Source organism: uncultured Psychromonas sp. (assembly GCF_947489755.1).
Lineage (GTDB): Bacteria > Pseudomonadota > Gammaproteobacteria > Enterobacterales > Psychromonadaceae > Psychromonas.
This window is the reverse complement of record NZ_CANLFB010000002.1, coordinates 178,161-203,184: the sequence shown is the minus strand read 5'-3', so window position 1 is coordinate 203,184 and position 25,024 is coordinate 178,161. Positions and strand designations below refer to the sequence as shown.

At 37.8% G+C, this 25,024-nt stretch carries 21 protein-coding genes; 2 read left to right on the top strand and 19 right to left on the bottom strand.

Annotation, left to right across the window (positions count from 1 at the left end; translation table 11 throughout):
- Nucleotides 1-74: 74 nt before the first annotated feature.
- The 15 genes from Q0794_RS02105 to leuA all read right to left on the bottom strand — a co-directional run bounded on the left by Q0794_RS02105 (nucleotide 75) and on the right by leuA (nucleotide 18,452).
- Nucleotides 75-1,064, bottom strand: coding sequence for an ABC transporter substrate-binding protein (locus tag Q0794_RS02105; RefSeq protein ID WP_298939851.1), 990 nt, complete (start codon nucleotides 1,062-1,064; stop codon nucleotides 75-77).
- Entirely contained in the window at nucleotides 1,064-1,942 is an 879-nt protein-coding gene (locus Q0794_RS02100) for a metal ABC transporter permease (protein ID WP_298939850.1), read from the bottom strand. Before Q0794_RS02100 ends, Q0794_RS02105 begins: the two co-directional genes overlap by 1 nt.
- On the bottom strand, nucleotides 1,942-2,709 hold the full coding sequence (locus Q0794_RS02095) for a metal ABC transporter ATP-binding protein (protein WP_298939849.1): 768 nt from the start codon (nucleotides 2,707-2,709) through the stop codon (nucleotides 1,942-1,944). The genes Q0794_RS02100 and Q0794_RS02095 overlap by 1 nt, the downstream gene beginning before the upstream one ends.
- Entirely contained in the window at nucleotides 2,709-3,611 is a 903-nt protein-coding gene (locus Q0794_RS02090; protein ID WP_298939848.1) for a zinc ABC transporter substrate-binding protein, read from the bottom strand. Before Q0794_RS02090 ends, Q0794_RS02095 begins: the two co-directional genes overlap by 1 nt.
- Before the next feature lie 23 nt (nucleotides 3,612-3,634).
- Nucleotides 3,635-4,240, bottom strand: a complete 606-nt coding sequence (locus tag Q0794_RS02085; protein ID WP_298939847.1) for a hypothetical protein — start codon at nucleotides 4,238-4,240, stop codon at nucleotides 3,635-3,637.
- The gene (locus Q0794_RS02080) at nucleotides 4,237-4,560 is read right to left on the bottom strand and encodes a hypothetical protein (RefSeq protein WP_298939846.1); all 324 of its coding nucleotides are present in this window, start codon (nucleotides 4,558-4,560) and stop codon (nucleotides 4,237-4,239) included. Before Q0794_RS02080 ends, Q0794_RS02085 begins: the two co-directional genes overlap by 4 nt.
- A 14-nt stretch (nucleotides 4,561-4,574) precedes the next feature.
- Entirely contained in the window at nucleotides 4,575-5,408 is an 834-nt protein-coding gene (locus tag Q0794_RS02075) for a DUF4198 domain-containing protein (protein ID WP_298939845.1), read from the bottom strand.
- Nucleotides 5,409-5,510: 102 nt separating this feature from the next.
- Nucleotides 5,511-6,023 carry a DUF2271 domain-containing protein gene (locus tag Q0794_RS02070; protein WP_298939844.1) on the bottom strand — a complete coding sequence of 171 codons (513 nt, stop codon included), beginning with the start codon at nucleotides 6,021-6,023 and terminating at the stop codon, nucleotides 5,511-5,513.
- A 117-nt stretch (nucleotides 6,024-6,140) separates the two neighbouring features.
- Nucleotides 6,141-6,788, bottom strand: a complete 648-nt coding sequence (locus Q0794_RS02065; RefSeq protein ID WP_298939843.1) for a PepSY-associated TM helix domain-containing protein — start codon at nucleotides 6,786-6,788, stop codon at nucleotides 6,141-6,143.
- A gap of 119 nt (nucleotides 6,789-6,907) precedes the next feature.
- The gene (locus Q0794_RS02060; protein ID WP_298939842.1) at nucleotides 6,908-7,579 is read right to left on the bottom strand and encodes a Fe2+-dependent dioxygenase; all 672 of its coding nucleotides are present in this window, start codon (nucleotides 7,577-7,579) and stop codon (nucleotides 6,908-6,910) included.
- Between the two features lie 92 nt (nucleotides 7,580-7,671).
- Complete coding sequence (locus Q0794_RS02055) at nucleotides 7,672-9,888, bottom strand: TonB-dependent receptor (protein WP_298939840.1); 2,217 nt, start codon at nucleotides 9,886-9,888, stop codon at nucleotides 7,672-7,674.
- Nucleotides 9,889-10,481: 593 nt separating this feature from the next.
- Nucleotides 10,482-12,608 (bottom strand): TonB-dependent siderophore receptor, encoded by a 2,127-nt coding sequence (locus Q0794_RS02050; protein ID WP_298939838.1) that lies wholly within the window; start codon nucleotides 12,606-12,608, stop codon nucleotides 10,482-10,484.
- Between the two features lie 350 nt (nucleotides 12,609-12,958).
- Entirely contained in the window at nucleotides 12,959-15,082 is a 2,124-nt protein-coding gene (locus Q0794_RS02045; RefSeq protein ID WP_298939836.1) for a TonB-dependent siderophore receptor, read from the bottom strand.
- A gap of 295 nt (nucleotides 15,083-15,377) precedes the next feature.
- Nucleotides 15,378-16,199: a response regulator transcription factor gene (locus Q0794_RS02040; protein WP_298939834.1), complete on the bottom strand. Its 822-nt coding sequence runs from the start codon at nucleotides 16,197-16,199 to the stop codon at nucleotides 15,378-15,380.
- Between the two features lie 516 nt (nucleotides 16,200-16,715).
- Nucleotides 16,716-18,452, bottom strand: a complete 1,737-nt coding sequence (leuA, locus tag Q0794_RS02035) for a 2-isopropylmalate synthase (RefSeq protein ID WP_298939832.1) — start codon at nucleotides 18,450-18,452, stop codon at nucleotides 16,716-16,718.
- A 288-nt stretch (nucleotides 18,453-18,740) separates the two neighbouring features.
- Between leuA and Q0794_RS02030 the strand changes: the two genes are divergently transcribed.
- Nucleotides 18,741-19,208, top strand: coding sequence for an Lrp/AsnC family transcriptional regulator (locus tag Q0794_RS02030; RefSeq protein ID WP_298939886.1), 468 nt, complete (start codon nucleotides 18,741-18,743; stop codon nucleotides 19,206-19,208).
- A gap of 126 nt (nucleotides 19,209-19,334) precedes the next feature.
- Entirely contained in the window at nucleotides 19,335-20,003 is a 669-nt protein-coding gene (locus Q0794_RS02025) for an alpha/beta hydrolase-fold protein (RefSeq protein ID WP_298939830.1), read from the top strand.
- A 144-nt stretch (nucleotides 20,004-20,147) separates the two neighbouring features.
- On the opposite strand, the gene Q0794_RS02020 is transcribed toward Q0794_RS02025, so the two are convergent.
- From Q0794_RS02020 to Q0794_RS02005, 4 genes are all read right to left on the bottom strand, one after another.
- Nucleotides 20,148-20,840, bottom strand: coding sequence for a response regulator (locus tag Q0794_RS02020; RefSeq protein ID WP_298939828.1), 693 nt, complete (start codon nucleotides 20,838-20,840; stop codon nucleotides 20,148-20,150).
- Nucleotides 20,827-22,485, bottom strand: coding sequence for a sensor histidine kinase (locus tag Q0794_RS02015; protein ID WP_298939826.1), 1,659 nt, complete (start codon nucleotides 22,483-22,485; stop codon nucleotides 20,827-20,829). Before Q0794_RS02015 ends, Q0794_RS02020 begins: the two co-directional genes overlap by 14 nt.
- Before the next feature lie 300 nt (nucleotides 22,486-22,785).
- Complete coding sequence (locus tag Q0794_RS02010) at nucleotides 22,786-24,291, bottom strand: tripartite tricarboxylate transporter permease (RefSeq protein WP_298939824.1); 1,506 nt, start codon at nucleotides 24,289-24,291, stop codon at nucleotides 22,786-22,788.
- 14 nt (nucleotides 24,292-24,305) lie between these two features.
- Complete coding sequence (locus Q0794_RS02005; protein WP_298939822.1) at nucleotides 24,306-24,794, bottom strand: tripartite tricarboxylate transporter TctB family protein; 489 nt, start codon at nucleotides 24,792-24,794, stop codon at nucleotides 24,306-24,308.
- Nucleotides 24,795-25,024: the final 230 nt, after the last annotated feature.

Below are 25,024 nucleotides of genomic sequence, written 5' to 3'. Positions count from 1 at the left end.
GGTTAACGATTGCCTGGTTAATGAGTGCTTAATTTAATAAATGCATTAATAACGGGATCTTAACGAATGTCATGTTAAAACAACCATCGTTGAAATGGTTTTTCAAGTTGAATACCTTTACTACCCCAACGGTCGATACTATCAATCACTAATATATTGGTAAAGTTAGGCAATAACGTTTTAAGCTGCTGAGAGACCTTTTTAGTGGTCAGTAGCCACAAGTGCGGTGACTCTGTTAATAGTGTTTTTAACGCTAACTTATCTTGCTCAGTCCATTCCAATTCTTCTTTAAACAGACGTTGCACAACAAACAGTTGATTGGCAGAAGCAAAGTCTTCCAATTGATCTGATAACAACACCACTGAATCGATCTCTTTATCAAATAAGATTTGCTGTTGTTGATTAATAAGCAAACGAACCTGAACTAATAACGCCTGCTGATTCTTCTCAATTAAATCAGCATATTCAGGCCAAATTCGTTTTAGATCTTCACTGACGATACTGAACATCGTACCGATGTTATTTGGGTTGAGCCAAGCATAAATAGAGCTACTACCATCACTTAACTGCACCGTCGCAATGCCACGTGCACGTGGAGATATTGATTGTGACGCATCAATTTCAATTAAATTAATATTACCCTGGCGCGCATAAACAAAGAGCGGATCTTTCGGCCATAATGCCTTTAGCGTAATCGCTACTTTAGCCTTTTTGCCAGCTTCTAATGCGTTAGCCTCTCCCTTCGTCGCGTACCAATTACTTAACCTGTCTAAGCCATAACGTTTTGGTGCTAAGTAAGTAGTTGTGATCGGCGAACCTTTCATTAATTGGGTCGCCATCATATAAGTAACGGGCATTGTCGTTAAAATATCTTTCGCCATTAACTGACTTGGTAATAATGCTAATAAGCTAGCAAACATAACCACATAGCGAGATAACTTACTCAGTCTGCCAAGTGCTTTATATAAAAAGGTTGTAGGTGCTTTATATAAATAGATTTTAGATGCTTTATGTAAAGCGATTTTAGGTGTTTTATGTATCAATGAGTTAAGTACTTGTTTCATTATGAACGTCCACCAATAATGCGATAAATAGTCGCGATTAAAAAGAAACTAGCTGCCACTAAAATAATCGATGCACCAGAGGGAATAGGTAGTTTTAGCTCCATCGGTAATAACGTACCAATTAAGCAGCTCAGCGTCGCTAATAATGAAGATAGCAGCACAAAACTGCCCATACTTTTAGTCATTAAACGTGCCGTTGCCCCAGGGATAAGCAATAACGCCCCCACCAATACTGCGCCAACAATCTTAACCGCAGCAATCGTCACTAAAGTAATCATCATCACAAATAAGTAATCATAGAAATGCGTATTATAACCTCGCACCTTAGCAATATCTGGGCTGATAGAAGCCAATAAAATACGATTAAAAGTAAAAACAAGCCCGACAATAATCAACAAGCAACTCACGCCTAACACTAACAAATCAAAGTCAGTGATCGTCAAGATCGAACCAAATAATACATTTTCTAACATGTGAATATTGATTTTACGAGCAACGTACATCAGTAATGCCGCACCACCTGCTAAAGCAACAGCAAGGAAAACCCCTACTAATGTATCGTAAGGCACTGCGGTGCGATTACGTACAAAATGCAATAACAACGCAAAGATCATGCAGAAACAAAACAAACCAATAATTGGGTTTTCAGGTGGTTCACCTAATAGCACACCAATCGCAATCCCGGTTAAAGCCGCATGGCCAACCGCTTCTGAAAAGAAGGCCAATCGCTTGGCAATCACTAATGTGCCTAACCCTCCTAACAAAGGTCCCACTAATAATGCCGCAACTAATGCGTTAACCATAAACGCATAAGAGAAGCTCTCACTTAACCAACCTGCTTCAGCACCTTGGCTTGCCAATAAACGTAACGTATCCACTATGCCACCTCACTGTTCGTCGATGTTGTCGTCGCTGTTGATTTATTCGCAACATCGGTCATTGGCGTACTACGGTAATGATTAAAAAGCTGCTCTATCTTACTGGTGTGCAATACTTCACTTGCATCACCACTTTCAATTAACACGCCATTGACCACGTGAACTATTGCCTCTAAACGACGCACGGCACTGATATCATGGTGTACTACAAGAATGGTTTTTTGCTCTTTCACTAAATCACTGATCAAAGACTCAAAGTAACGTACACCTTGATCATCCATACCGTTGGTGGGTTCATCTAAAATAAGTAAGTCAGGGTTATCTAATAATGCTTGAGCAAATAAAACGCGTTGCTGCTCTCCACCTGATAGTTGCCCCATACGAAACATCGCGCGATCGGCCATGCCTAAACGGGCTAATTGCGCTAATGCTTTCACTTTGTGTTTTTTATTAAAGTTAAAAAATAGCGGGGAACGGCTTTGATTGAGTAGAATAAAATCGAGAACGGTTAACGGCAAACTCGGTTCAAAGGTCGCTTTTTGTGGCACATAACCTATCTTGCCTTTTTTATCTGTCCAGTTAACATTTATCTCACCTTTAAAAGGTGTTAACCCTAAGATTGAACGTAACAAAGATGTTTTACCGCCACCGTTAGGTCCCATGATCACGTGACATTTTCCCGCATCAAGTGAGACTGAAATATCCTGCAAGACGATATTGTTTTCATAACGTAAAGCAACATTACTCAATGAAATTGAAGGTCCCACTACACACCACCTTTTTGTTGAGCAGTAAACTTCATCGCTTCCACTAAGGTGTTTAGATTCTGACGCATTTCAACTTCTACTTTATCTACTTCATAAGCACCATGCGTCATATGAGAGAAACGATACAATTTAATACCCGTTTCCTTTTCAATCGTATCAACGTAACGATTCGGCATGTTAAGTTCATAGAACAACACATCGATTCCAGATTCTCTGATTTTTTCAATGGTTTCTTGTAATTGACTCGCACTCGGTTCAACACCATGGGCAGGTTCTATAACCGCGCTCACTTCGACACCAAATTCTTGCAGAATATAACCATAAGCATTATGTGTTGTCGCTACCTTCATACCAGCGGTATTGATATCGCTTAACGCTAACATCGCTTGGTGTTTCATTTTTCTAAATTTCAGCGCATATTGACGCGCATTCGCACGGTATTGCTTAGCGTTATCTGGGTCAATTTTTGCCATCTCATTGGCAATGGTATACACCTTCTGAATGGTGGTTGAAACACCCACAAACGTATGTGGATTAACGACACCACTGCCAACAGATTGTCCCATTGCAGGTAATAACGGCACGTCTTTATTGGCCTTTATAATAATTAAATCATCACGGTTAGCGGCTTTAATCACTTTCAGTGCAAAGTCATCGTGACCAATATTATTAATCACAATGACATCCATTTCATTTAAACGACGTAAATCATTAGCTTGTGGTTGATAGTTATGAGGATTAAAGCCTTCATCAACTAACGGGAGTACTTCAACGAGATCACCTACCACAGCTTTTACGTAACTGTAATAAGGTTGTAATGTAATACCAACGGTTAGTTTTTCTGCATAGCTTAAACTGCTGCTTAGCATCAATAGTAAACCTAAAGAGAGTGTTTTAAACATGATAGAGGGTCTCGTGAATGATGTTAATGGGCGTGATCGGATGCATTTTGTTCTAGTTCAAATACCACTTGAGTCCAACCTGCTTTAATTAATGATGTGTTATCAATCGTGTTAGATTGTGCTTTAACATCGCTATTAACTTCTGCATTAACATTTACTTTAATGATGCTTGCTTGTGGTGTTGTGTTTTTAAAATCAATCCAAATATCGAGATCCTGATCTTGGCTATTTAATAAATAACGAGGACCACCCTGTGCCGGGTTACTTTGATAAATACCAGGGGCAATTAGCGACCATTGATGTTCACCTTGATGCGTCCAGCTTTTATCTTTTACAAAAGGGGCAATCCAATCTTCTTCTAATTGTGCAATAGGCAACCAAGATTGATTCACTTCATAGAAATAACGTATTTCTTCATGAGCAAGTCGTAACTCGGCAATCATTGATAAAGGAGGCGGCGCTAGATCGGTAATCAACACTTGATGTGCTTGTAGATTATTATGTTGATGGTTAACGCTGTTATAAGGCAATAACAGCGCGCCCAGCATCAAAATAAGGGCACATAAAAAAGCGATCCACTGCCCTTCATGGCTCTTATTTTCACTGACAACAGGTTGTTGAATTATCATTTGTCTGTTATCTCAACACCGTCAACTTCTACAGGGCTTTCATGACCAGAATCAAACACGATATAAAAATCCCCTGAGGTTTTTTTAAACGTTGCAATAGAACGTTTATCAGTGATTTCTTTAGCCACTAAATTATCATCATAATCATACATGCTAACTTTAGAGTTAACGGCTTTACTGCCGTCACTGTAACCTGCTTCACACTCAATATTGTCACCTTTAAATACGCAATGCATTAAAGGAAAGTGAGCGAAAGCTGCGCTACTTGATAACAATAAAGCAACGCCACTTAAGGTTTTTAAGGGTTGTTTAAACGTCATCGTTAGCCCCGCCACTATGGAAGTATTGCTTCAAAAGTAAGATGTACACTCGCATTCATTTTATCTGCTAGTGGATTGTTAGCAACGGGTGCTCTGTGTGACGCTTTTAAAATATAACGACCAGCGATTTCAGGCGTAAAATCGACAAAGCCTTGCTCATCGCTGACCACGTCAATTTGATCCTGTTGATTACGGTATAAAATACCGTCACGTGTAATTTCAGCTTTTACGCCCGCTTGTGCTTTGCCGTTAAAGAATAACTGAAAGCGTACTGGTTCAGTCGCCACAATGTCTGCAGGTTTCGTAATAGTTTGAAGCTCCAAGTACTTACCTTCTAATGCGAAAGGTTTTTCACTTGGTTTACCCACAGTAATATAAGTTTCAGCTCGCGTGTAGTTTAATGTACTAGTTACATCACGTGCGCCTTCTGGCAATAATGTCGCTCGCTCAACTTTATTCGCACGCATTCTTTTATTTGTATCTCGTTTACCAACTTTATAATTTGTAACATAATTTGGCTCACCATTGATTTGTACTCTGTGCGTGCCTTCTTCTGTAAAGTGAAAATCAAATACAGAGCGGCGCTTACCACGTAGCACAGCATCAGGGCGTTCTTCACGTCCATCAGGCATAATAATACGTGCACTTTCTGCACCTGCAGGCTTGTCTAATACAAACGTACCGTGAGAAGCCGTTACGTCAAAGGCCAGCCAATCTCCACCTTCTTTAGAAATAGTAAAGTGCGATGGTAATACCCAACGAGGGTGTGCATTCGCGACACTTGATAGCATGCCGCCTGCCACTACAGAGCAAAGGACAACCAGTGTGCTTATTTTTTTATTCAACATTTTTCTCTCTCTTAATAACTAGTTTAAAAATAAATTTAAAAATAAAATGGGTTAATCAACATAACGTCATCGTGCATTTCAAAAACAATATTTCAGTAAGCGCTACAGATGGTAATCTAAGGTTATTAACCCTGTTTCTTCGGTAGGTTCTAGCTGTATATTAAAACCCTCCTCTGCTAGCTGTATTTTTTGGCGTATATAATTACGTCCACCGTGCTCTCGCACGACTTCAACATAAAAGGTGTAATCACCTTGCTCTACACGTTTACCTTGCTGATCTAATCCATCCCAACTAAAACGATATTGACCAACAGGTCTTGTGGCAGAGGTAACGGCATCAACCACTGCACGATCATTACGACCTACCTTTCTCCACCAGCTGCGAAGGTCTTTTAGCCATTCATCTTCACCAACCCATAGTTGTATGGTACGGACAGGTTCTCGTTGTTTATCTTCAATCCAAACAGCAACATAAGGTCGTGCATAAATGCTCGCCTCGATATTCGGTATAACAAACTCAATATCCATGGTTGCGGTTTTAGGAATACTTTTAGCCCAGCTGGGTAAAGCGATACATAAACTAAACAGTAAACACGTTAGATTTTTAACTTTCATTAATAGATTCTCGTTTTTAGGTTCTTGTTTTTGGCTTTTTCTACTTTTTTCAACTTTTGTTTTTCAACTGGCGCTTTAAATTATTTAATGCAAATTATGGTCTTTAAATTGCCAGTACTACGGCACAGCAAACAGGTAAATCAATAGCGTGACCATTGAACCAAAAGTCGTCCATTTCAGACCTAAGATAAAGCTCTTCTTTTTAGGGACTAATAAACACACCCCAGTTAACACAAAAAACACCATCAGTAGCGCGCTAATATCAATAAACCAAGTCCAGACCTCACCACTATTTCGGCCTTTATGCAGGTCATTTAATACTGCGATTGCACCGTAATGTGTTATCTCAATTTCAGCTTCTTGAGTCACCATATCAATGAACACAGTACTGTTATAACCTGGTCCTTTATAATCCAGGGAAAGCTCCCCTTCGACTAATTCACCTTCTTCAACTTCGCTAAACATCTGCATCGCGGAAGGTTTTCCTGACAACTTTCCTTCCGTGGTGAGATAATTTAATAATGATGTTTTATCAACACTGAATTTGCCTTCTTCTAATGCAAAGAATCGATCTGGTATTGATAAAATATTACGATCAACTTTCGGAGTGTCACTGACATAAAGTTGTGGACGATTTAACGTGATCCCAGTGATCGAAAAGAACAACACAACCAGTAATAACGCCATCGAAACATAAATATGTAAACGGCGAGCCCATAACTGTACTTTCTTATTTTTGAGCGGATTATTAATGGTATTAGACATATTCATAATGTGGTTGACGATAAAGATGCAAATGTAATTGATTCTCATTTAAAAAATAATGAAACTTACATTCTTTACATTTGCTTTACTTGAATAGATTTATATAGCGAGGTTAATAATTAGGTTTCAGCCCAGAGACGTAATAGATTTGCATGAGAGCGGCTGATTTGATCAAAAGCTGTATTTTTGCCTTGTGTACTCATAATATTACGTCGTGCTAAATCGAGATCACTAAGAATCCCGCGTTTTTCAGTATCTCGGACATAACTCTCTAACCAAGTAACGGCAACACTTCTTACTCCGTCTGTGACAGGTTCAACGCGGTGCAATGTGGTAGAAGGATAAATAATAGCCTGACCTGCAGACAATTTATAACTTAACTCTTGGGCTCCAATAGAAAATACTAATTCTCCACCGTTGTAATCTTTTGGGTCAGAAAGAAAGATAGTACAAGAGATATCAGAGCGAATAATCGCATCAGCCCCCATTAGCGCATCATCAACATGATTTCCATAACCACCAAAATCTTTACTTTCACTAAATAAAAAAGGGGCGATTTTTTTAGCATAAGTTGTAGTGGCAAAATCTGGATGTGTCACTAATTTAGTGGTCATCGTATTAGAAAGAGCAGTTTCTAATTCAGGTTCTGCATACCATTGAAGATTCTTTTTGACTGATTTAGCAGCCCAACCAGCGGTTTCATCACCAGCGTGAAATTTTCCACGACTCAAAGTCTGATGTATTTGTTTTAGTTCATCTTCAGAAAGAACATTTTCAAGAATAGTGATCATTAACGAATAACCTTCCCATAAAAAAAGCGGACACTTATATGCCCGCTTTATTGTTATTTTAAAATACTATTGAGTGCTTTATAACAAGAAACTTATAAGCGGTATTTAAAGTTTAAGTTAAGAGAGCGAGGGTCATTCCCTTCTGCCAACACCCAGTTTGGTGTTGAAGCAACTCGACTTTTATCAAACATATTACGAACAACTAATGAGATATCCCAGTTTTCTAGTTCATAGTAAGTTCCGAAGTCAAATTCAGCATACCCAGGTACTTTGTAATCACCATCATTACTACCTGACTCAGCTCTCATACCTAATGCGAAACGAACTGGCTCGCTATCCATCTTATAACTATTCCAAATAGAAAGAGAGTTATAAGGCGTGTAATCTGCTTGCACACCTTTATCATCACCTGAGGTATCAGACGCATCAGTGTATGCGTAACTTATACGGCTAGAAATTTGGTCAGTAATATGAACTAACGCATTAACTTCAACCCCTGTCGATCTGAACGCTTCACCTGAACGTTGCACTAACGCTCTATCACCATCAATCGTTTCATACTCAGTTTGATTTTTAGTATTAATATAAAATAATGTCACACTGGTGCTTAACTTATCATCGAAAAAGTCACCTTTGAAGCCCAGTTCATAGTTATCACTTTCTTCTGGATCATAGCTAACACCATCTTGCCCATATTGTACTAACGTCGACGTATCAATCGGTTCATAAGCTTGGCTATAAGATGCAAATAAATTCACGTCTTGTGTCAATTTATAAACGACACCTGCATCATAGATAAAGTTAGAAGTACTTTGATCATAATCAGAGTCATCTGAACTTGTCTCTTCACCTTTAAATTTTGTATAACCTAGTCCTAACGCTAACGTGAAATCACCAAGACTGATTCGGTCTTTTAAGTATAAGTTGATTTCATTATCGATTGTTGTTGAATAATTGCCATCTTTTAAAGAGTCAGGCATTAACGTATAGATTTGATCATCTGGGTCATAGACATTAATTGTATTATTACCAATTGCATCATCATTATCTTGGAAGTTACGCATAAATTTAACTTCTTTATTACGAACATTAATACCCGTTAATAAATGGTGTTGAAAAATACCCGTTTCAAATTTCCCTTCAGCATTGGTATCAAGTAAAAAGTATTGGTCTTCTCCTTGAGCATAAACCCACTTTCTCTCTAATGTTGTATCACCAATTACATTACCTAAACCGCTACTATTGCTGGCATACAGATCTTGCGCACTTGATTTAGTATTTACCGCTGCAGCGGTTGCATTTAACGTCCAATTTTGTAATTGATGTTCAGCGCTTAATTCAAAAGTAGTTGATTTATTAGCACCTTTGTCTAACGGGCTACCATAATAAAAACTACGATTAATAATGCTACCGAAACTATCTGTGGTATCGCCTAGTGTTCCGTTTGCAAAATTAGTAGTGACAATGCCATCACCATAACTACTGCCCCCCGTCGTCTCACGGTTAACATATTCAAAGCGTGGTGTAATGCGTGTGTTTTCACCCACTTTAAAAGTTAAAGAGGCATCAATAGCTTGCTCATCTGTAGAACGCCCATTTTGAAACTCTTCACCTTCAGGGGTTAATTCAGCATTGACGCGGTATAACACTTTATCGGCCACTAACTCACCGGTTGAATCAATGCTGACTGAGACTTGATTTCTTTTAAAGTTAGCCGTATCGCCAGACACATAAGATCGTGTCTTTAAACCTAATGTCGTTTCTGATTCTTCTTGAGGTTTTTTAGTAATGACATTCACCATACCGCCACCCACACCTGAGCCATATAAAATAGCATCAGAACCATTAAGTATGGTCACAGACTCTACGTTATAAGTACTAGGAGAACGAGAACCTGAGCCTGCTTCACCACCTTGAAGTGAACGTAATCCATTCACCATAAAGTTATCAAGATTTGTTGATATGCCACGGATAATCACATTACGATCCGCAGAACTGCTGGTATTGATGCTAGTTGCATACTCGGCGATATCTTTAACGTCTTCTGCAGACATATCCTCGATTTGTTCTTTTGTGACTTTTACAACAGAGCGGCCTGTGTCTTTCAAAGATAAGTTCATTTTTGTTGCGGTATTATCGACGGCATTAATGCCTTGCTCAGACTGACCGGTTACCGTTACTACGTCCAACTTAGTCACGTCAGAATCGACATCCGCAGCAAATGAAGCAGGAGATAAAGCTGTAATTAATGCAGATCCAACTGCTAGGTTAGTCATTGATTTTGGTTTTTTAAAAAACTGGTTAGACATCTTCTAATATTTCCTTTTAGATAAGTTTCCACAACAAACTTAAGTACGTAACTGTATTTATTTTCAATACGCTTAAAACGACACATATAATTTGTCGTTTTAAATACTCATCGATAATTTATTTATCATTCCATTGAACTTTTTATAAAAAAGTTAGATGGAAAATCTGGAAGTGGATTCTAGTGATAATAGTTATCAATACCAATAAAATTACATTCTTTACATTTGTTAAAAAGATAAAATAGAAGGAGCGATTGGAGTTAAATAATAGAGGATTAAAATTTTTAACCATTGAAATATGAAAATAAAGATGAAAAATCCATTTTAATAAATAAAATCAATTTGAAATTATCATTAATAAATTATAAAAGGCAATAAATACAAACAGTTAAAAATAATAATTCAGTTAACATATCAGACGAAAATATTCGTTAATTAATTTTTCGTCGTCAATATCAATAGTAAAATAGACGAAATATAGCCACTCTTACTTTTTAGTTAATTTTAAAATGCTACTCAACAATTGAAATGTGCACATTATTGAGTAGCTTATATTGAACAGCGAGTTCCGTTATTATTTACTTATTTATCAATTAGTAACGTACTTGTACAGAAGCGCTAAAATTACGCTCCTCGCCAATCACTACATTTTGTGAACCATTCAATCCGTAATCACCATTAGTTGTCGATCCACCAGCGTAGTAGTCAGTATCTAATAGGTTTTCAACATTGAAACGGAAAACCATTTCTAAGTTTTGGTCATATTGAAAAGAATGTGCAATACCAGCGTCAAAACGTGTGTAAGCGTCTTTTTTAAACGTATTGTCTTTATCACCGTAACGAGAGCCAACATAAATAAGGCCTAAATTCACATCAGTATCTTCTGTTACTTGATAGCGAGACCATAGCGTAGCAGAGAATTCAGGTACATCAGCAGGGCGATTCCCTTGGTAATCTTCATCGACGGTGTATTTAGCATCAAGGTAAGTACCGCTACCGCTTAATGATAGGTCATCAGTTAAGTTACCTTGGAAAGCTATCTCTGCACCTCGGTGTACACGTTCACCTATTTGTGCAACTTCATAAGTACCATCAGAGTAATAAGAGTCAACGGTTGAGTTTTCTTGTGTAATTTGGAATAAAGCGCCAGACAAGAATAGTTGATCATCCATTAGCTCCCACTTACTACCGATCTCGTAAAGCGTACCAGTGACAGGGTCAAGTTCTGCACCAAAGTTCGTCGCTGAACTATCTGACACATCTGATTGTGGTTCAAAGCTTTCAGAATAAGTTAAGTAAATAGACCCATTACTGACAGGATGATAAATAACAGCAAACTTAGGCACAATAGCATCTAACTTTTCATCTGCTTCACCATCATCGCCAGGTGTCACTTTTAAGTCATAACGTAAACCAGCAAGTACTTGCCATTGTTCGTTAAGGGTCACCATATCTTGTACATATAAACCATAAGAATTATATTTACTGCTACTCGTTGACGCAGTATCGGAATAAGTAGCAGCGGCTGTTGCTTCACCTACTGTCGTGTCTTCAACAGAGAGTGTATATTTACTTTGTTCATAGCTATAACCGACCCAGTTTGTACCAATTAATAATGTATGATCAATACTACCTGTTTTAAATTCACCAATTAAATCAACACTCGCCGTTTGAAAAATCCAGTTATCAGTACGATCGCTGGCATAACTTGCATGTGAATATGTTCCACTATCAGCATCGTAAGTCGTTTCATCGGGATAACTTTCTACATCGTTACGTTTGTAATCTTGATTATTAAAACTCGCCTTTACAGCCCAAGTATCATTAAGTTGCGCAGCAATACCCACCCCAACATTTTCAACTTCAATTGACGTATTCGCCCACTGAGCATCCCAAATATAATCGTCGCCAAGTACCGCTTCACCATCAACAATATAAGAGCCAGAATCAGCACCAGAATCATCAGTTGTACGATCATAATGAGCAGAAACAGTGACATCGTCATTGATATCGTATTCAACGAATAACCCACCTACAAAACGATCCGTTGATGGACTTGATCCATCACTGTAACTACGCCAAGAGTCATAGTTGTGTTGAGATAAAACCAAACGTGCACGTAATGATTCTTCTTCATTTAACGAACCACTTACGTCTATACTAGTTCGCGTTTCATTGTCAGAACCGAGGTCTTGACTAAAAACAATATGCGTTTCTTTAGTTGGTTTTTTAGACACCATATTAATTAAACCACCGGGTGCTGATTGCCCATATAATAAGCCAGCAGGCCCTTTCAACACTTCAATAGAGTCTAATAATTCAATAGGTTGTCGGTAATATGAAAAATGTTGCTTACCATCACGTAAGTAACCCGTACTAGTACTGAGATCAAAACCACGTATAGAAAAACGTTCGAAGTTATTATTTAAGCTACCAGTAGACACACTTGCATCATTTTTTAATACGTCACCTAACGTCGTCGCTATTTGATCTTCAATTAATTGTTGATCAAGTACCGTTACTTGTCCTGGTGTTTCAAGTTGTGTCATCTCCATTCGCATAGAGCCGGTATTCGCATCTGCTTTATAATTAGCACGCTCACCAGTCACTACCATTAATTTTTCAGGATCAGCTGCCTCATTATCTGTGGTATCGGCATAAATATTTGATGAGACAAACATTGCCCCTATTAATATCGCTAATTGATTTCTCTTAAACATATTCCATTGCTCCAACGCATTTATTTTTATTATTATTTGATTGTGACTATCGTGTTATCTGTCCTGCTATAACACTCATGGTCTAAGAAAGGCGCACAACCTATATGAGAATAATTATCAATAACAACTAACTTACAATCTTTACATTTGAAGTATAAAAAACATCCAAATTAAAAAAGTGATGGAAGTTAATAAAAATAAGGCGTTGGATTTAAAAAGGAGAAAAAATAGCAGTGTTAATAATAATGGGTTTAGCGAATAAAAACGGCTAGTTTCCTAGCCGTTACATTTGTTAATAACTCAACAATAAAAATGAGTGATGAACTGACAAATCATTAAATCAAATGACTTTAATAACGAACTTGCACCGTGGCCATAAAGTTACGACCTTCACCAACAACAACATTTTGTGCTCCGTTGCTAGCATAATCATCACCCGTTGAACCACCACCAGCGTAGTAATCTGTATCAAGTAAGTTCTCTACGTTAACGCGAAATACCATTTCTAGGTTTTGATCATATTGAAAATGATGAGCAAGTCCTAAATCAAAACGAGTATAACCATCTTTCTTAAAGGTATTTGCAGCATCCCCGTAACGTGAACCGACATAAGTAGCCCCTAAGTTAAGATCTGTATTATGAGTTACTTGATAACGAGACCAAAGGCTAGCAGCGTACTTAGGCACATCAGCAGGACGATTACCTTGGTAATTAGCATCTGTTGTGTATTCAGCATCAAGATACGTACCTGTACCACTTAATGACAAATCATCAGTAATATTACCTTGGAAGGCGAATTCAACACCGCGATGAACACGTTCACCCGTTTGTGTTACTTCATAAGAGTCAGCTGTACCCACATTAATCGTTGAATTTTCTTCAGTGATTTGAAAAATAGCACCAGAAGCAAATAATTGTTTATCCAATAATTCCCATTTAGTACCTAACTCATAAAGTTTACCGTTGACTGGGTCAAGTGACGCACCGTCATTGGTTGCATTACTGTCTGATACATCAGACTGAGGTTCAAAGCTTTCAGAGTAAGTTAAGTAAATAGAACCATCACTAGTCGGGTGATAAATTAATGCAACTTTAGGTACGATTGCATCTAATCTTTCATCTGATTCGCCATCATCGCCAGGTGTCACTTTTAAGTCATAACGTAAACCAGCAAGTGCTTGCCATTGGTCATTAAAAGTCATCATGTCTTGAACGTAAAAACCATAACTATTATAAGTTGTATCAGTTGTTTTCACACTCGCATCTGTATCAATCGTAGCAGATGAATTTGGTTCACCGACTGTCGTTGTAGAGCCAACTAATGAATACTGCTCACGCTCATAGCTATAACCTAACCAGTTACTGCCAATTAAGACTTTATGACCAATACTACCGGTATCAAATTCACCGACTAAATCAGCACTCGCCGTTTGGAAAATCCAGTTATCACTACGATCACTGCCTGCTTGTGTATACGTTGTTCCATCATAAGATGTTTCAACAGGATAACTTTCGACATCATGACGTTTAAAATCTTGATGGTTATAGCTCACGTTTAATGACCAATTATCATTTAACTGTGCATCAACACCAAAACCGACATTCTCAACTTCATTATCGATATTTGACCATTGTGTATCCCAAATGTATTCGTCACCTAGAACTGATTTACCAGCAACAACATAAGCACCAGAGTCAACACCGCCATTATCTGTTGTACGGTCGTAATGTGCAGAAAGAGTCACAGCATCATTGAGATCGTAATCAACAAATAGACCGCCTACAAAACGATCTGTTGAAGGTGATGAACCATCACTATAACTACGCCATGAATCATAATTTTGTTGCGATAACACTAAGCGGCTGCGTAAGGTTTTTTCTTTATTTAAGGCGCCACTAATATCCAGTGTGCTTCGAGTAGAATTGTTTGAACCTAAGTCTTGGCTAAAGACAACATGTGTCTCTGCCGTTGGCTTTTTAGACACCATGTTAATCAGACCGCCTGGTGCTGATTGTCCGTATAACAACCCGGCAGGACCTTTTAATACTTCAACAGACTGTAATAATTCAACAGGTTGACGGTAATGAGACCAATGTTGTTTTCCATCTCGTAAGAAACCTGTGCTACTGCTCAGTTCAAAACCACGTAAAGAGAAGCGTTCACGATTACGACTATCGCCTAATGCTGAAACACTTGAATCATTTTTTAATACATCACTTAATTTCGTTGCACGTTGTTCATCGATAATTTGCTCATCAATCACCGTAACTTGCCCCGGTGTTTCAAGTTGAGTCATTTCCATGCGCATAGAGCCAGTATTGCTGTCCGCTTTATAGTTAGCGCGCTCACCAGTTACCACCATTAACTTTTCAGGATCGGCTTCGATACCTGTATTTTCAGCAGCACTGACATAAATTACAGATGAGGCTAACGTCGCACCTATTAATATAGACAACTGACTTCTATTAAACATTTCCTATTTATCCCTTGCATTAATGCCTGTTTATTATCAATTCCATTTGAGTGATGAATCACACTAACTGATGGAAACACACGCTAAAAATACGTGATAATAATTATCAATAACAACAAAATTACATTCTTTACATTTATTAAAGAAAAATAAGAGAGTGTAATTAATAAGCAAAAATAAGGAGGGCTGAAGTATTTAAAAGAAAGTAAGGAACTTAAAAAAACAACTATATTAAGGTAACTTAATGATTAAATTACCTTAATAGAATCGGAAAAGTATGGGTGAATTAAATAGATTATAAAAAACACATAAGCATGCAAGACAATTGTGCAACTTTCTCGCTAAAAGCATAGCCTTTACCATGGACTGTTTTTATGTGTAATTTGGATAAACCCGCATTACACATTTTACGGCGGATATTACTAATATGAACGTCTAAATTCCGATCGAAAGCTGATAATTCTCGTTTCAACACTTCTTTTTGCAACGTCGCTTTAGAGATAATATCACCATCATTTTTACTCAAATATTGCACCAACTGCACTTCCGTTTCTGTTAATGGCAGACGCGATATTTTAAATGAGAAACGTTCAGTGCAATTATCAAATGTTGCGCGTTGTTTTTCTAATGCGACACGACGTAAGAGAACTTCTATATGTACCAATAAAGCTTGCTCTGAATAAGGTTTATTAAGATATTGGTCTGCACCTGCTTTTAACTTATCCAGTAAATTTGCTTGGTCTTCAGCCTCACTCAATAACAAGATAGGGGTAGCAAAATGTTTACATATTGTTGAAATTAATTTGCGTGTTTCTTTAGCGACCAAGTGAGCATCAAATTGATGACAGTCATCGCGTTTATGTTCAGAAAGGTGAGCAGGTAGTTCATGAGCATTTTCAACATGAGAAGATAGCGTATTAGGAGTGAAAATATCTGTCAATGAACCATTCGAAAACTCATTATCTAATATCACAACATCAGCGCCCTGCTGCTGTAAGTGAGCTAAAGTACTTTTAACATCACTAAAGCAAGTGACCTGATAAGCAGCTTTAGTAAGCACTTGTGTTAATAACCTTCTGCTTTGCAGATTATCACTAACCACCACGATATAAGACATAACAACCTCCCTGGACGATAATGATTCGCATTCTACTTTTAAGGGGTGACTTTATCAATATCTCTTTGGTAACAATCAGACAAATTGTTTACTTCTTTCTGCATTTATTGATTGTTAATCCTACTTATTTTTTATCGTATTTTAAAAAGTAAGAACACTGCGATTTAGCTTGCGTGTAAGGATCCACGTAAAAAGTGAATAAAAGACAAAACGTTATGTAAATACTGGTTATTTTTATAAAAAATAGATGCAGTATAAAATCGTGTTAATGAGTAAAATTAATCAAAGAATGACTGGAATTTAATTTAGGAAATTTTTGAGGAGTTTATTTTAGCAGCTTAGCTAAAAGTTTCATTAAGAAGAATTGATTACTGGAGTGAGTTACATTACCTAATTAAAAAGTATTAATGTAACTATATAACTATATAACTATAGCTTCATGATTTAACGCTTCATGAAGCCATAGTGATGATCAGTTATGGCCAGTTATTGATGGCCAATTAATCATTAAAACGCTTAAGCAGATAATGAAATAGATGACGCAACATTGATATTACTACGACCTAATGCATTCAATACCGCTTGCATAGAGGCTGTCAAGATATCGTGGCAGTTAGAGGCAGCACAGTAACGGTGGCCTTGAATACTAATTTGTACATAAGCCATCGCTTCAGCTTGTTCATTTTCAGAACCTAACTTACTTGGTAAAGCATGCTCAGTGTAATCAATTAATACAATGTCATGGCCAATAGCGGCGCTTAAGCCTTTCACAAAGGCATCCAATACACCTTTACCTTTACCATTTAATTCAAGCGTTTGGTTCTGTGTTGTCAACTGCGCTTGTAATGTATCAATACTACCTTCGCGGTTAAGTTGGTAGCTTTCAATATTGACAGCATGTTGTGGATTTAAGTAAGTACTTGAGAAAATATCATGTATTACTTGAGGCCCGACTTCAGCTTCACTTTTCTCAGCGAACGCTTGAATATGCGGGCTAAAATCAACCTGCATCCAACGCGGCATTTGAATACCGTAGTCTTGCTCAAGTACATAAGCGACACCGCCCTTACCTGATTGACTATTAATACGGATCACTTGCTGATAACTACGACCTAAATCACGCGGATCAATCGGTAAGTAAGCCACTTGCCAATGTGCATCAGGGTCTTCTTTACGTTGCTCTGCATCAATACTCATACACTTGTTAATCGCATCTTGATGGCTACCAGAGAAAGCCGCAAAGACTAATTCGCCAGCATAAGCATGACGTGGATGAACCGCTAATTGAGTACAACGTTCAACCGTAGAAATAATACGGTCCATATCAGATAAATTTAATTCAGGGTCAATACCTTGGCTATAAATATTCATCGCCATCGTTACGATATCCATGTTACCCGTACGTTCGCCGTTACCTAATAATGTCCCTTCGATACGGTCAGCACCTGCTAACACACCTAACTCAGCAGCAGCAACACCACAACCACGGTCATTATGCGTATGTAAGCTAATTCTAACGGCTTCACGATGACTGATATTATCGTTAATCCATTCAATTTGATCGGCATAAACGTTCGGAGTAGAAACTTCGACTGTAGCAGGTAGATTGATGATCACTTTATTATCTGGCGTTGGTTGCCATACATTAATCACGGCATCACACACTTCTAATGCGTAATCCATTTCTGTGCCCGTAAAGCTTTCAGGAGAATACTGGAAAGACCAACGTGTATCAGGCTGTTGAGAAGCCATCTCTTTTACCCATTGCGCACCCTGGATGGCAATGGCTTTAATTTCTTCACATGATTTTTTGAAAACTTGTTCACGCTGCACTGTAGACGTTGAATTATATAAATGAACAATCGCTTTCTTCGCGCCTTTTAATGACTCAAAGCTACGTGCAATCAACGGCTCTCTTGCTTGTGTTAATACTTGAATCGTTACATCGTCAGGAATTAAATCTTCTTCAATCAATTGGCGAACAAAATCAAAGTCAGGGGCAGAGGCTGCAGGGAAACCTACTTCAATTTCTTTAAAACCAACATCAACTAATAGCTTAAACATTTCTAGTTTTTGGCTTGGGCTCATTGGCTCAATAAGTGCTTGGTTACCATCTCTTAAATCAACACTACACCAATCAGGTGCAACACTAATAACATGGTTAGGCCAACGTCTATCGGTTTTTTGAATAGGCGCAAAAGCACGGTATTTTTTATGATTAAAACTAGATGGTTGATTGCTATTCACTGGCATAAGAGATTCCCTAAAACTATTTTTTGATATGATTGTTATCATTATAACGATAAAGCAACAGTAAAGCGTAGTTTATGCGAATTAGCGAGTTGGCTCAGCATGATAAGGTTATTGCCACCCATTTCCGATAAGAAACTTCGCTCGCTATTCATGCTGTAAACTATAGCGAATTATTATGAGTGAATGGTTGCAAAGTTAGCCTTATAACTGCAAAATATTGCAACAAATAACTACAAATACAAAGAAACGTAGTGATTAAATACACATTGAGAAATAACCATGCAATCAATCGTAAAATTAGACCGAATAGATAAACAAATATTGCAACTGATGCAAGGCAATGCCCGCATTAGTAATTTAGAGTTGGCAGATAGCATTGGTTTATCTCCAACCCCTTGTTCTCGTCGTGTTAAACGACTTGAAGAATCAGGCATTATCGACAAACATGTCACGCTATTAAAAAGTGCCGCGTTAGGATTAAACCTCACCGCCATGATTGGTATCAGTATGGATAGACATACTCCTGAGCGATTTGAAAACTTTGAAGCCTCAGTCACGGCGTTACCGGAAGTATTAGAATGCTTAATTGTCACCGGACAATCTGCTGACTTTTTATTAAAAGTCGTGGTACGCGATATGCAACATTATGAGCAATTCCTATTAGGACACATCACTAAGCTTGAAGGTGTTACAGGCGTGCATTCCAGCTTTGTATTACGTGAAGTATTGAAAAAAACAGCCTTACCACTCGACTAGTAATAACGTACTATTTAATTAACCACTATCGAAGTTAATAGATAAGAGAATAGATAAGTTAATAAATAAGCGAATAGATAAACTAAAGCACAAGCTCATCAACAAACAAATACAGGGTCAATATATATGTCTGCAACCTTAGAAAAAATAATCGTTAATCCATCTTCAAAAGCAACATCATGTGTTATTTGGTTACATGGCTTAGGCGATTCAGGCGCCGGGTTTTCTCCTATTGTGCCAGCATTACAATTACCTCAAGATCATCAGATCCGTTTTATATTCCCGCATGCCCCAGAACAAGCAGTCACCATTAACCAAGGTGCGGTTATGCGTTCTTGGTATGATATTAAAAGCATGGATTTACATAACCGAGCTGACATAACAGGCGTCATGGCTTCAGAGAAACGCCTCCATGCACTGATTCAAGAGCAGATTGATAGCGGTATTGCAGCAGATAAAATTGTATTAGCCGGCTTCAGCCAAGGTGGCGTGATCAGTCTATTTTCTGGGTTAAGATACCCACAAAAGTTAGCGGGGATTTTAGCAATGTCATGCTATCTACCCAATCCAGAAGCATTACCGACCGAACTATCAGCAGTAAACCAACAAACACCTATTTTGCAACATCACGGTGAACAAGATGAAGTTGTGCCAATCAGTGCAGGCAAGAAAGCCAATACCTTATTAGTGGCTGCAGGTTATCAAGCACAATGGCAATCTTATGCGATGCCGCATTCTGTCGTCGCAGAGCAGCTAGTGGATATTGCAGCTTGGATTCAAAACGTATTAAAATAAGACTGATTCCAACATAGTTTTATAGTTTAAATTTATAAAATATAGGCTTATAAATTGATGGAAATTAAAGGAGTGGACTCGGTTCTGCTCCTTTAATTTCCATCAATTCAACGATTAACTATTGAATGTTTAACCATTAAAATTTTAACTACTCTTCTTTAAATACACTCTTTCTGGTCTTCCCACCTTTCCATATTCATTTTCTGCGGCCAATAAACCATTGGCAGAGCAGTATTCTAAATAACGACGAGCCGTCGTTTTACTAATACCCGTTTCTTGAACTAAGCGATCAACGGTAAACTTTACGTCAACATTTTGAGAAAAAACCCGTTTAATTGTTTCTAACGTAATGCTTTCTATTCCTTTCGGCAATAATTGTTGGTATTTGTCACGCAGTTGAATATTGAAGAGTTCATCAATTTGACGTTGCTCAAGATTATCGTATGCATTCATTGCCGTGTTTAATGTTAAATAACGATTGAGTGTTTCTTGCAAGCGTTCGTATGACACGGGTTTAAGTAAATAATCAAAACAACCTAACTTCATTGCCGTTTTAATCGTATCAATATCATCTGAAGCAGTAATTAACACCACATTGGTTTTATGCGTCGCTTTATCGGCAATGATCTCACGAAACAAGTCGATGCCCGAACCGTCAGGTAAATAGTTATCTAAAATAATAACATTCGGTTTATGTATTTTTACCATGGTTCTGGCCATTTGCAGATTTTCAGCAATCCCGATAGGGTTAAAACGAGGCGTTTGACGTAAAATTTGGCTGTGAATTTGTGCAATTTTTGCATCATCTTCCACGATTAATACATCAATGAGACTCATTTAATTTACCTTCTATATTGACTGGATTATTTTTACATTTGTTGGGGATAAAGACAGAAAAAATACAACCTTGTAGCTCTGCATTATCAACCAATATAAAGCCATTGGCATGAGTGACATAACGGTGTACTAGATATAAGCCGATGCCATGGTTATCACTGTCTTGTTTATTGGAGACGCCTTTCTTCCAGATTTCATCTATTAAATCAGGTGCTAAACCAGTACCGTTATCACTTATTTCAATCACTAAATCGTCCCCTGCATCAGTGATTAAAACGTCAACAATGCAGTTACTATCAGGATTATGTTGGGTGGCATCGAAGGCATTATCAATTAAATTGCCGAGGATTGCACATAGTTCAGTTTCACTTAATCTAGAATTAAGCGAGTGAAGTTGGCAAGTTGAGTCAAACATCAATGAAATGTTCAGCTCTTTTGCACGTAATGATTTCCCTAATAATAAACCAGCGACTTGTGGCAAATGAATATGCTGATGGATGAAATCTAGCAATTTTTGTTTACTGGTATTTTCCTGTGCAATCAGTTGCTGCACTTCATCTAATTCTCCCATTTGAATGAGACCTGAGATAGTCGCTAAACGATTAGAAAATTCATGTCTTAATACGCGTAAACTATCAGTATGTTGCTGAACTTGTGTAAGTTCATTGGTAAGGGAGTCAATATCACTCTTTTCACGAAAACTAACAACCCAACCAATCAATTCATCTTGTTTAAAAATAGCAACACGGTTAGCAATTAAACGGTGTTCATTCAGACTGATCATTTCATCTTTTAGGCTTTTATTCAGTGGCTTGCGAAAAAAGAATTCTGAGTTTGAAACATATTCAAAGATTTTCCGTGTTTTTAGGTAGTTAATATCATACTCAGCGTCCAATAACTTTCGGGCTGATTTGTTCATAGTGAGGAAATATCCTTCACGATCAATCGCAATAACACCTTCATATACAGAGCTTAAAATTGTGTTTTGTAAATTCAGTGCAAGTGCAATTTCTTCAGGCTCCATCATATTCATTTTATTTTGAATATGATGGGAGAACCCCCAAGCAGCGGCTAAGGTCAGTGCAAACAGACTGAAAACCTCGATAAGTAAGGGGGTCATATACACATCAAGCCATTGATCAAAACGGTTCAGTAAATAACCAACAGAAATAACGCCAATGATATTATGATGACTATCAAAAATAGGCGCCTTTCCTCTCACTCCATAGCCTAAACTACCTTCCCTTAAGGAGATATAAGACTCACCACGCTCTAGTGCACCAGCATTATCTCCCCCTCTCATTGGCAAACCGATACGATCTTCTACTGGGTGTGATAAGCGAATACCATTTTCATCACCAATAACAATAAAACTGGCATCAGATATCGCTGATAATCGATTGATATTGAGATTTAGAGCGACGAGGTCTTTTGCTACAATTTGTTTAATGAGTACAGGATCACTTGAAATTTCTTTAGCTTGGATAAGTGCACGAGTGCCCACTTGATGTTTGATAGATTTAAACAATGTACTTTCGAAATGCCATACCATCACTGGCATTTGCAGAAGAAGTAGACCAAATAGTAATAAAAATATTTTAATGCGAAAGGTCAATTTAAAGAAAGAAGGAAAAGTATTTTTCATAAAGTCTAACCGAAGTGAATACAAAGTAATGAGTAAGAAATAGTGAGTTTAATTTGTAAATCATTTGAAACGTAAATGTTAAATCAAAATGAGTGTGAATACAGTGATACTTTACTCGTTTTAGCGTTTATCTCTTACCGCTTAATGGAGCTTATTCAATAAAAACAGTGTTTTATATGAACAGTACAGTGGTTCACTTTATAAATAAAAAAGAACCCAAATAACGCATCATCATTACAACTTACGTTATTTGGGCAACTTGGGTAATCGTTTAATTTAACAATTTGAGCAGCTGATATTTTAAGCGGCTACCTTTCTTTCAGCGACTTTCGCTCGAATAGCGCTAATAATAGGTAACAATATCGAAAGTAATACCACGACTAATAAGCCTTTAGCAATGCCAGAGTCCATGAAAACACTTAAGTCTTGGTTCGAGATTCTATAACCCTGACGGAAAGATTGTTCCATTTGACCACCAACAATTGCCGCTAAAATCATTGGAGAAGTCGGTATATCAAGACGCCCCATAATAACACCAGCAACACCTAAAATGATTAAGATGTAGAAATCGACAACAGAAGCACTGATCGCATAACACCCCACAAAAGCTAAGCTGAGTACGATTGGATAAAGTACTTTTGGCGGAATCGCTAACAAACGCACCAATACACCTGCAAGTGGAATATTCACAATAGCCAGAATCACATTGGCAACAAACATACTCGCGATTAAGCCCCAAGCTGTATCAGGATGCTGGGCGAACAACAGTGGCCCAGGTTGAATGCCAAGCATTAATAACGCGCCCATCATTACCGCAGTGGTTCCAGATCCCGGAACACCCAGTGATAACATTGGAATCATCGCACCAATAGAAGCGGCATTGTTAGCTGACTCTGGTGCTGCTAATCCTTCAATCGCACCATGTCCAAATTCTTCTTTATTTTTAGATAGTTGCTTTTCATTGTTGTAACACATCAGCGATGCCATCGTACCGCCCGCACCAGGCAGTGCGCCAATAATGAAGCCGACAGGTGCACTACGAAGAATTGGCCATTTTGAACGCTTCCATTCCTCTTTGCTTATCCAAATTCGCTTAAACTTAGTTTGTGCTTTTTTGCCTCCTTCACTCAAGGTTCGGAAACTTTTAAATACCTCACCTAAAGCATAAATACCAATAATAACCACTAAGAAATCAATACCTGTTTGAAGCTCTAACACTCCAAAAGTAAAGCGTTGTAAACCTGACTGTCCATCAATCCCCACGGTCGATATCGCCAGTCCAATACACATAGATAAAAAACCTTTCAGCATATTTCCTTTCGACATAGAGACCGTCATAGAAAGTGCAGCAACCATTAATAAAAAGTATTCAGCAGGGCCAAATTTAATAGCCAAACCAGCAACAGGTTCTGCCATTAATGTCATTAATATAGCCGCAATAGTACCGCCAATTAATGACGCAATAGCAGATATGGCAAGTGCAGATTCTGCTTTACCTTTCATTGCCATGGGGTACCCATCAAAGGTTGCAGCCAGTGCAGCACCATCGCCAGGGGTATTAATTAAAATGGAGCTTCGAGACCCGCCAAACATAGCGCCAATATAAACGCCCATCATGGTGATAAGTGAAGCCGTTGGCCCCATTGAAAATGTCATGGGTAATAAAATAGCCACACCCGTTGCAGGCCCAAGCCCCGGAAGCATGCCAATCACAGTCCCTAAAATACCGCCAACTAAGATTAAAAATAAGTAATAAGGCTGAAGAGCAACGCTAAAGCCATTCATTAAATTCGTTAAAATATCCATTATGATCAGCTCTATTAATTAAAAAATGGGAATGGTGGGAGATTAACTGACAGCAATTCATTAAAAGTAATAAAAATACCAACAGCAAAAATAATTGAAATTAACGCGCTTTTCTTCCAAAAACTTTTACCACAGGTCACCGTCAACGTCGAAAACATAAATAAAGAAGTACTGATCACGTAACCGACATGTTCAAATAACATTGCGTAAAAAAAGCAAATAAGACAAGTAATAGCTATTTTCCTGCGATCCTCTTTTCGTTGTGAGCTTTCATTTAATAATGCCTTGATAGCCACTATTGAAGGCGTTACTCCACCAGTAATGATCAGTAATACGCCAATAAAAATAGCAATTCCAGACACCGCAAGCGGTAAGAAAATAGCCTCTAATGGATTGCCAAACATTGGCTGAGGTAAGCTATATGCATACCCTCCGTATGCGAGACCAAATGTGATACTAAATAGTCCTGTTAGGCCATCCCAATTGGATTTTATATTTGACACGTTACACCTCTAGCAAATAATCGAGTTTATTAAGTTATGCATTGTTAATATGGAAACGGTGGCTATAACGACTTTGTTTCTTGGCATAATCATAAGGAAGTCAGCTTTGTTTTTTACACAAAGCATTATTGTTTTTAAAATAGAATCGTTATTGATTTATAAAAATTCAGTACTGATATCAAACCTGTTTAATGAAAGAGTGCCTACTTGTTTAAATAAATCATCTCTTT

Excerpts from the sequence above, each read along its gene's own strand:
- Q0794_RS02045 (WP_298939836.1), bottom strand. The coding sequence starts at position 15,082 with ATGTTTAATAGAAGTCAGTTGTCTATATTAATAGGTGCGACGTTAGCC.
- Q0794_RS02075 (WP_298939845.1), bottom strand. The coding sequence starts at position 5,408 with ATGTTGAATAAAAAAATAAGCACACTGGTTGTCCTTTGCTCTGTAGTG.
- Q0794_RS02055 (WP_298939840.1), bottom strand. The coding sequence starts at position 9,888 with ATGTCTAACCAGTTTTTTAAAAAACCAAAATCAATGACTAACCTAGCA.
- Q0794_RS02050 (WP_298939838.1), bottom strand. The coding sequence starts at position 12,608 with ATGTTTAAGAGAAATCAATTAGCGATATTAATAGGGGCAATGTTTGTC.
- Q0794_RS02060 (WP_298939842.1), bottom strand. The coding sequence starts at position 7,579 with ATGATCACTATTCTTGAAAATGTTCTTTCTGAAGATGAACTAAAACAA.
- Q0794_RS02080 (WP_298939846.1), bottom strand. The coding sequence starts at position 4,560 with ATGACGTTTAAACAACCCTTAAAAACCTTAAGTGGCGTTGCTTTATTG.
- Q0794_RS02020 (WP_298939828.1), bottom strand. The coding sequence starts at position 20,840 with ATGAGTCTCATTGATGTATTAATCGTGGAAGATGATGCAAAAATTGCA.
- Q0794_RS02065 (WP_298939843.1), bottom strand. The coding sequence starts at position 6,788 with ATGTCTAATACCATTAATAATCCGCTCAAAAATAAGAAAGTACAGTTA.
- Q0794_RS02015 (WP_298939826.1), bottom strand. The coding sequence starts at position 22,485 with ATGAAAAATACTTTTCCTTCTTTCTTTAAATTGACCTTTCGCATTAAA.
- Q0794_RS02085 (WP_298939847.1), bottom strand. The coding sequence starts at position 4,240 with ATGATAATTCAACAACCTGTTGTCAGTGAAAATAAGAGCCATGAAGGG.
- Q0794_RS02010 (WP_298939824.1), bottom strand. The coding sequence starts at position 24,291 with ATGGATATTTTAACGAATTTAATGAATGGCTTTAGCGTTGCTCTTCAG.
- Q0794_RS02040 (WP_298939834.1), bottom strand. The coding sequence starts at position 16,199 with ATGTCTTATATCGTGGTGGTTAGTGATAATCTGCAAAGCAGAAGGTTA.
- Q0794_RS02070 (WP_298939844.1), bottom strand. The coding sequence starts at position 6,023 with ATGAAAGTTAAAAATCTAACGTGTTTACTGTTTAGTTTATGTATCGCT.
- Q0794_RS02105 (WP_298939851.1), bottom strand. The coding sequence starts at position 1,064 with ATGAAACAAGTACTTAACTCATTGATACATAAAACACCTAAAATCGCT.
- Q0794_RS02090 (WP_298939848.1), bottom strand. The coding sequence starts at position 3,611 with ATGTTTAAAACACTCTCTTTAGGTTTACTATTGATGCTAAGCAGCAGT.
- leuA (WP_298939832.1), bottom strand. The coding sequence starts at position 18,452 with ATGCCAGTGAATAGCAATCAACCATCTAGTTTTAATCATAAAAAATAC.
- Q0794_RS02025 (WP_298939830.1), top strand. The coding sequence starts at position 19,335 with ATGTCTGCAACCTTAGAAAAAATAATCGTTAATCCATCTTCAAAAGCA.